The sequence below is a fragment of the Seonamhaeicola maritimus genome (assembly GCF_008056315.1).
Lineage (GTDB): Bacteria > Bacteroidota > Bacteroidia > Flavobacteriales > Flavobacteriaceae > Seonamhaeicola > Seonamhaeicola maritimus.
The window spans coordinates 24,239-32,135 of sequence record NZ_VRKQ01000014.1; the positions used below are offsets into that span (position 1 = coordinate 24,239).

7 protein-coding genes and 1 pseudogene are annotated in these 7,897 nt (G+C 33.0%); 6 read left to right on the plus strand and 2 right to left on the minus strand.

Annotated features, from left to right (window positions below; genetic code table 11):
• Positions 1-108: 108 nt before the first annotated feature.
• From FUA22_RS13915 to FUA22_RS13925, 3 genes are all read left to right on the plus strand, one after another.
• The gene (locus FUA22_RS13915; RefSeq protein ID WP_147769208.1) at positions 109-915 is read left to right on the plus strand and encodes an SDR family NAD(P)-dependent oxidoreductase; all 807 of its coding nucleotides are present in this window, start codon (positions 109-111) and stop codon (positions 913-915) included.
• A gap of 97 nt (positions 916-1,012) precedes the next feature.
• Positions 1,013-2,281 (plus strand): NTP/NDP exchange transporter, encoded by a 1,269-nt coding sequence (locus FUA22_RS13920; RefSeq protein ID WP_147769209.1) that lies wholly within the window; start codon positions 1,013-1,015, stop codon positions 2,279-2,281.
• Positions 2,282-2,331: 50 nt separating this feature from the next.
• Positions 2,332-3,075 (plus strand): ThuA domain-containing protein, encoded by a 744-nt coding sequence (locus FUA22_RS13925; RefSeq protein ID WP_147769210.1) that lies wholly within the window; start codon positions 2,332-2,334, stop codon positions 3,073-3,075.
• A gap of 85 nt (positions 3,076-3,160) precedes the next feature.
• On the opposite strand, the gene FUA22_RS13930 is transcribed toward FUA22_RS13925, so the two are convergent.
• Positions 3,161-3,928: an ABC transporter ATP-binding protein gene (locus tag FUA22_RS13930; protein ID WP_147769211.1), complete on the minus strand. Its 768-nt coding sequence runs from the start codon at positions 3,926-3,928 to the stop codon at positions 3,161-3,163.
• Complete coding sequence (locus tag FUA22_RS13935; RefSeq protein ID WP_147769212.1) at positions 3,928-4,665, minus strand: MlaE family ABC transporter permease; 738 nt, start codon at positions 4,663-4,665, stop codon at positions 3,928-3,930. The genes FUA22_RS13930 and FUA22_RS13935 overlap by 1 nt, the downstream gene beginning before the upstream one ends.
• Positions 4,666-4,773: 108 nt before the next feature.
• On the opposite strand from FUA22_RS13935, the gene pafA reads away from it, so the two are divergent.
• The 3 genes and pseudogenes from pafA to FUA22_RS13950 all read left to right on the plus strand — a co-directional run.
• On the plus strand, positions 4,774-6,444 hold the full coding sequence (pafA, locus tag FUA22_RS13940) for an alkaline phosphatase PafA (protein WP_147769213.1): 1,671 nt from the start codon (positions 4,774-4,776) through the stop codon (positions 6,442-6,444).
• 1 nt (position 6,445) lies between these two features.
• Positions 6,446-7,255, plus strand: a complete 810-nt coding sequence (locus FUA22_RS13945; protein WP_147769214.1) for a DNA/RNA non-specific endonuclease — start codon at positions 6,446-6,448, stop codon at positions 7,253-7,255.
• 94 nt (positions 7,256-7,349) lie between these two features.
• Positions 7,350-7,897 (plus strand): annotated as a pseudogene (locus tag FUA22_RS13950) (hypothetical protein); the annotation flags it as partial.

The window sequence follows — 7,897 nt, forward strand, 5'->3', positions numbered from 1 at the left end:
TAATTTACAAATTTGCTTCAGTTTTAGGTATATTTAGAAAACCAGAATTAACCAGTTCTATTTAATATCAAAACTTTACAAAGTATCAACTATCTAAAAAAAGTAACAATGTTCACATTCATTTACAAAAATCTCAAATCATTAATTCTAAGTATTGCTTTAATGTTTAGCTTATATTCTTTTAGTAATTCCTATGAATTAGAATCTGAGTCAATTAACACTAATGAAAAAACGGCTATAGTCACTGGGTCTAATAGAGGAATGGGACTAGGTTGGGTTCAACATTTTCTAAGTGAAGGTTATACCGTAGTTGCAACTGCACGAAAGCCAGATATGGCAACTGAACTTCAAAACCTGAAGAAGAAGTATAAAGGGAAGTTATTTATTCAAAAGTTAGATGTTACTAGCGAAGAAGATCAAGCTGAATTAGGGGAAATGCTCAAAAAGAAAAACCTGAAGATTGACATTGCAATTAGTAATGCTGGTGTAACTGTTCAAGAAGACTTTGGTAATTGGACGGTAAAAGGGTTTGAAATTAATTTTAAAGTCAATACGATAGGAGTAGCACTTTTTGCTCAGACTATTGCTCCTTACCTTAAAAATGGAGCCACATTAGTAAATTTATCTTCGGGTGCTGGGAGTATTACTTATCAGAAAAAGAGTAGCCCTTTAGATGCTTATCGAGTGAGTAAGGCTGGTGTAAATATGTTAACTAGAAATCTATCTGCCAGATTAGATGATAGACAAATTATTGTAGTTTCAATTACTCCAGGAGGCGTAAAAACAGATATGAATCCTAATGGTAAACTGTCTGTAGCTGAAGCAATTCCTATTATGTATGAAAGCATATCAAAACTTACAATGGAAAATAGTGGTACTTTCATAAACAATAAAGGCAAGGTAATGGCGTGGTAAATTGCCATATCTATTCTTTATAAAATCTACTTTTATTGGCGTTTAGAATTAAATGTTAGGTGTTTATGCCCTTTTCATAAAGTTTAAATTTATTAAAATGATAAAAAAATTATTAAAAAAAGCTTCTGAAATTGAGGCTCACGAAATAAAGGCTACGGCTCTATCTTTCTTATTCGTATTTATACTTATGCTGGCCTATTACATTTTAAGGCCGGTAAGAGATGCTATGGCTAGTGATTGGTCTGATGCTGAGGTAAGTCAATTATGGACACTTAATTTTTTCATAAGTACTGGAGTAGTAGCGTTTTATGGTTTAGCCGTTTCAAAAATGAAATTTAAGCTGTTAGTGCCTAGTGTTTATGCTTTTTTTGCAGTAACATTTATTCTCTTTTACTCTTTTATGTCTTCTATCACTGATAGTACTTTGGTAGATAAGTGTTTTTATGTTTGGTTAAGCGTTTTTGCTATGTTTCACCTTTCTGTATTCTGGAGTTTTATGTCTGATGTTTTTAATAAAGATCAAGCAAGACGTTTATTTGCTACCATTGCTGCAGGAGCGAGTGCTGGTGCCTTATTAGGACCTATGATTCCAACTTTGTTTGCGGGAGTTGGTACGGATAATTTAATTTTAGTGGCAGCTGTATTATTACTTATTCCAATTCCCGTAATTCTCACTCTAACTAAGCTTAAAACTAGTGAGTTGAAGAATGAAGACGAGACCACAGATACGAGTAAGTATAAGATAGGAGGTAATCCATTTGCTGGATTTAAATCGTTTGTAACCAACCCTTATCTTCTTGCTATAGGTGTATTCATTCTGCTTTATACCATGATAAGTACGTTTGTGTACTTTGAACAGAAAAATCTGCTTGCAGAATTTGATCGTGCTAAACGAACTCAAATTTTAGGGAGTATAGACTGGATTGTAAATGTATTAACATTTGGGGTTGCATTTTTTGCTACATCTAGAATCGTTAAAAAGATGGGTATGGGTTATACCCTTGCTTTAATGCCAATAATTGTATGTGTTGGTATCTTAATATTAGCATTTGCACCAATTATTGTGGTGTTGTTAGCACTTCAAGTAGCACGAAGAGCAGGTAATTATGCAGTAACAAAACCAGCACGAGAAATGCTTTTTACCGAAGTAGATAAAGAAACTCGCTTTAAAGCAAAACCAGTTATTGATGTGGTTGTTTATCGAGGAGGTGATATGGCTACTGCTTGGATTTTTACAGGGTTAACAGAAGGTCTTGGTTTAGGATTTACTGCTGTTGGTATTATTGGAGGTGGAATTGCCGCAGTTTGGGCTGGTGTAGGGTTGTGGATGGGTAAATTGTATAACCGTCAAAGAGCAATAAAGTAATCAATAGATTGCTAATAGTAATTTCAATTAATTTTTTAATAAATAATAAAATGTCAATTCATAATTTAAGTTCACTTAAAGTAAATAAAACTAAAGTATTTATTTCAGTTTTTTTAATGCTTTTTATACTTCAAATATCTTATTCACAAACATCAGTACTGGTAGTTCGAGGAGGTCATCCATATGATACGCCTGATTTTGAAAATATGTGTAACAGCCTTGATGGTGTTAATGTAGATTTAGTACTAGATGCTCATTTTAAGTCTATGAAATTAGATAAATTTAAGAAGTATGATGCTGTGTTATTTCTTAATCAAAATAAATACTACGAGGAGACTGCACGTACTAAAAAGTTGTATACAGATTTAACCAATGAAGGCGTTGGTTTGGTGTTTCTGCATTTTACATTGTCTTCACAACCTAACTGGGATGGATATCATGATATAGTAGGAGGGAAATGGTTCTTAGGTAAATTTACACCAGACAAAGCTAAAAGGTCAACTTATTTTATAGACCTTGAGGTAGATGTTAAAGTGTTAGATAAAAAGCACCCAGTTACAAAAGGACTGAAAGATTTTACAATGACTGATGTTTTCTACGGAAACATTCATATGGAGTCTGAAATTCATCCGTTATTAGGTTCTGATAACCCAGATTTAGCTCCAATTGCATGGACCCAAAAGTATAATAACTCTAAGGTGGTTTATATAATGCCAGGGTATTCTAAGAAAGCCTTTGAGAATCCTTCTTACAAAAAGTTGGTATCGAATGCTTTGAAATACGTAGGTAAATAAGATAATCTGATTTAAATAATTAAGGCGCCTCTAAAAAAGATTTTAATAAAATTTTAGAGGTGCTTTTGTTTTAAAGTATGAAGTTTTATTCATTTTCCTCTAAGTACATTTTTCGTACTTTCTTAAATAGGTTTGATGAATAGACAAAATCAGTTACAATTTCGTTGTCAGTTTTAAAGATGGTTTTATTGGAGCCTTCCCATGCTTTTAAACCGTTTTTTAAGAACACAATTTTTTCGCCTATTTCCATTACCGAATTCATGTCATGTGAATTAATCACGGTTATTATCTGATATTCATCGGTAATTTCCTGTATTAAGTTATCAATCACGATAGCTGTTTTAGGGTCTAAACCAGAATTGGGTTCGTCACAAAACAAGTATTTGGGATTGTTTACAATGGCTCTTGCAATAGCTACACGTTTTTGCATGCCACCAGAGGCTTCACTAGGCATTTTGTGATGTGCATCAGGAAGGTTAACACGCTTTAAAACAAAATCAGCTCTATCTTCCATTTCACTTTTACTCATTTTAGTAAACATGCGTAAAGGAAACATCACATTTTCTACTATAGTCATAGAATCGAACAAGGCACTTCCTTGAAATACCATACCTATTTCCGCACGTAAATCTCTTTTTTGGCCCTCCGTTAATTGTGAAAAGATTTTACCATCATAAGAAATGGTACCTTCTTCATAAGTAAATAGCCCTAATAAGCACTTTAAAAAAACCGTTTTCCCAGAACCACTTTGTCCAATAATAAGATTGGTTTTTCCCTTTTCAAATGAAGTGCTAATACCTTTTAAGATTTCAGCCTCTCCAAACGATTTATGTAAATTTTCAACTACTATCATTAGCCTAACATCATTCCGGTTAAAATATAATTTAATAGAATTATTACTACAGCTGTCCAAACAAAAGCAGTAGTACTAGCTTTACCAACCTCAAGAGCTCCACCCTTCATGTAATAGCCGTGGAATGATGGAATTGTTGCTAAAACAAAAGCAAATACATAAGTCTTAATAAAAGAATAGGTTACATGAAAGCCATCAAAATCTGTTTGCAAGCCTAAAATATAATCTTCTAAACTTGTATAGCCTCCAAAAACACAGGCAGCCATACCACCAAGAATACCTAAAAACATTCCTATAGCAATAGCAAAAGGATATAGCATTAACGCTATGGTTTTAGGGAAAACTAGGTAGTTAAGTGAATTAATACCCATTACCTCCAAAGCATCAATTTGCTCGGTCACTCGCATGGTTCCAATACTGGATGTTATAAACGAACCCACTTTACCAGCCATAATTATAGATGTAAACGTGGGTGCAAATTCTAAAATAACTGATTGTCTAGTGGCAAAACCTACAAGATATCTGGGAATAAGTGGGTTTTCAATATTTAAAGCGGTTTGAATTGTAACAACACCACCAACGAAAAATGAAATGAATGCAATGATACCAAGAGAGCCAATAATTAAATCATCTATATCTTTTAAAATTAAAGTTCGCATAACAGACCACTTTGTGGGTTTACGAAACATTTCTGCTATCATTAAAAAATATGTGCCAATATTATGGAGGTATCGCATATAAAATTTTGTTAACGCTAAAGTAAAAAAAACTTAGAGGTATTTAATGTTAATTTTAAATAATGATGTTTTAAAGCCGTATTTTTGAAACAGTAAAATTTTGATTAAATGAAAAAGATTATTCCCCTACTTTTTATTGTTTTTTTGAGTTTGTCTTGTAAAGCACAGGTAAGTACTGAAGCTTCTAAAATAGTAAAGGAGGAGGTTGCCAGTGTAAATCCTAAATTAGTTGTGGCCATTGTAATAGACCAAATGCGTTATGACTATTTAACCCGTTTTGAAAGTAAATATGGTGAAGGCGGATTTAAACGTATGATAGAAGAAGGTTTCAATTGTAAAAACAATCATTTTAACTATATACCTACTTACACTGGGCCGGGGCATGCTTCAATTTTTACTGGAACCACACCTTCAAATCATGGAATTATTGGTAATGATTGGTTTGATAAAACTTTTGGAAGATCAGTGAATTGTGTGGAAGATAATACAGTAGAGCCAATAGGTACAAACAGTAATGATGGAAGAAAGTCACCAAAGAGAATGGTTGTAACTACTTTTACTGATGAGAATAGGTTGGCTACTCAAATGAGAGGTAAGACCATTGGAATTTCAATTAAACACAGAGGGGCTATTTTACCAGCAGGTCATACTGCGAATGCTGCATATTGGTTTGATTATGAGCATAATGGCCTTGGTAATTGGATTAGCAGTACGTACTATATGAAAGAACTACCTAATTGGGTTAAAGATTTTAATGTATCAAATATTACTGAATCTTACTTTAAAGTTTGGGATTCGTTTTATGATATAAACTCTTATACCGAAAGTGGTAGTGATAATAATGATTTTGAAAGGGTTTTTAGAGGTAAAGAAACGCCAACATTTCCGTATGATTTAAATAAACTTAAAGATGCAAATGGGAATTTTAAAATAATTGCAGATTCACCTTATGGAAATAATTTAACGACAGATTTTACCATTGCAGCTATTGACGGCGAAGGTTTGGGTGAGGATGATATTACCGACATTTTAACTGTAAGTTATTCTAGTCCGGATAAAGTAGGTCATGATTTTGGAGTTAATTCTAAAGAAATTGAAGATATCTACATTCGATTAGATAAAGATTTAAAAAGGCTATTTGAAGCTCTTGATGACAGGGTTGGAAAAGGAGAGTATACCGTGTTTTTGACTTCTGACCACGGTGTTGTGAACACGCCTAAGTATTTACAAAGTTTAAAAATTCCTTCAGGTTACTACACAACTAAAGAATTAAAGGCAGAGTTAAATGCTTTTATTTTAGAGGAGTTTAAAACTACTGGTTTAATTAGAAATATGAGTAATAATCAAATATTTCTAAATAGAAAAAAAATAAAAGACCTAGGGTTAGATTTAACAACGGTTCAGCAAAAAATAGTAGATGAAATCATCTCTTACAAAGATATCTATAAGGCATATTCGGCTGCTACTATGAGTAACAATTCGTTTCCCGCAGGAGTAGAGCACTTATTGCAAAACGGATATAATCAAAAACGTTCTGGTGATATTTTAACTGTTCCATATCCAGGGTACATTTATCATCGTAAGAAAGGGACAACCCATGGGTCTGGATTTACCTACGATACACATGTTCCACTTTTGTTTTTTGGAAAAGGAATTAAGCATGGCCAGACTTTACAAAAAACAATAATCCCTGATATTGCTCCAACAATATCAGCCCTTTTAGGTATTAGTTTCCCAAGTGGAGCTTCAGGGCAACCTTTAAAGTTTGTTTTGGAGTAGTATGAATAGAAAGACTATATTCTCTCTAATAGCAATTTTAATTTTGTTTGCTGTTTTTGGATACGAATACTTTTTAGAAGAAGAAACTCGAAAAGAGATTGTTAATGAAGGAGAGAAAGTAAAAGGAGACACAAACGAATATTTTTTACCAACTAGTTCTACGGGACAGATTATTCATCATGAAGGATATTCGTTGTCTTATAACGAGGCACATGAACAAGCGGAATGGGTAGCCTATGAATTAAAGAAGTCTCATTTATCTAGTACAAATTTCAAAAGACCTTATTTCGAAATTGATAAAACTGTAAAAACCGGTGCAGCTCATTGGCGTAATTACAAAGATTCGGGATATGATCGCGGACATTTATGTCCTGCAGGTGATAGAAAATTTAGTAAAGAGGCTCATGATGAAACTTTTTTAACTAGTAATATAAGTCCGCAAAAGCACGATTTTAATTCAGGTGTTTGGAATAGATTGGAGCAAAAAGTAAGATATTGGGCCAATAAATATGATGGTGTTTTCGTGGTAACTGGGGGAGTCTTAAAAGGACAAATGAAATCTATTGGAGATGAAGAAGTGTCTGTGCCGAATCAGTTCTATAAAATATTAATAGATAATAATACAGGAGTAACTAAAATGATTGCTTTTTTATTACCTCATGAAAATTCAAATGAACCTCTCTATAAGTTTGTAGTCTCAGTTGATAAGGTTGAAAAATTAACAGGAATAGACTTTTTTCCTGAGTTAGAGGATAGTGTTGAAAATCAGTTGGAAGCTTCAAATAACTACAAAAAATGGCAATTTTACTAATTATCGAAAATATTTGCATTTAGGGTCTAATATGTATTGAATCAGTTGGTTTTTTTGTAATTTTTCGTTCTTGTAAATTGTAAATCAACAGGTTATGAAAGAAAAAGTACACAATGGCTCCCCAAGTCAGATTTTTTTAAGTTTAAAAACCTTAACTTTTCTTGCTCTCTTTTTAATAGGAACAACAGGTTTCATGATAGCGCAAAATTCTAACGCAAATGAAAATGCTACCGTTTATGGTGGTGAAATCACATTTCTGGATGGAGAAACTTACAATAGCATATGTATTGATGGAGCGGTAGATTATGTTGAAGTGGTTTTAGAAAATGCTTCTGGACGGCTTAAGCAATGGATTATTACAGATGAAGAAGGTTATATTAAAGGTTTACCCGATAATATTATGGATGTTAATTTTGAAGAGTTTGATGATTCAAAGATTGGTGTGTATTATATATACCATCTGTCTTATAACGGTATGAAACCTTTAGTAGATCCATCTGGTCAAGGCAAGTTTAAAATACATATTGATGAAGTAACTGAAAGAGGAGAAGGAAAGGGAAGATCTCACCTATCTGAACCTATAACCTTAGAAAGGTTTCTTCAACCAACAGCAGGAATTTTAGAAGGTGGGCCTTTTGAATT

Excerpts from the sequence above, each read along its gene's own strand:
- FUA22_RS13935 (WP_147769212.1), bottom strand. The coding sequence starts at position 4,665 with ATGCGATACCTCCATAATATTGGCACATATTTTTTAATGATAGCAGAA.
- FUA22_RS13930 (WP_147769211.1), bottom strand. The coding sequence starts at position 3,928 with ATGATAGTAGTTGAAAATTTACATAAATCGTTTGGAGAGGCTGAAATC.
- FUA22_RS13925 (WP_147769210.1), top strand. The coding sequence starts at position 2,332 with ATGTCAATTCATAATTTAAGTTCACTTAAAGTAAATAAAACTAAAGTA.
- FUA22_RS13915 (WP_147769208.1), top strand. The coding sequence starts at position 109 with ATGTTCACATTCATTTACAAAAATCTCAAATCATTAATTCTAAGTATT.
- FUA22_RS13945 (WP_147769214.1), top strand. The coding sequence starts at position 6,446 with ATGAATAGAAAGACTATATTCTCTCTAATAGCAATTTTAATTTTGTTT.
- pafA (WP_147769213.1), top strand. The coding sequence starts at position 4,774 with ATGAAAAAGATTATTCCCCTACTTTTTATTGTTTTTTTGAGTTTGTCT.
- FUA22_RS13920 (WP_147769209.1), top strand. The coding sequence starts at position 1,013 with ATGATAAAAAAATTATTAAAAAAAGCTTCTGAAATTGAGGCTCACGAA.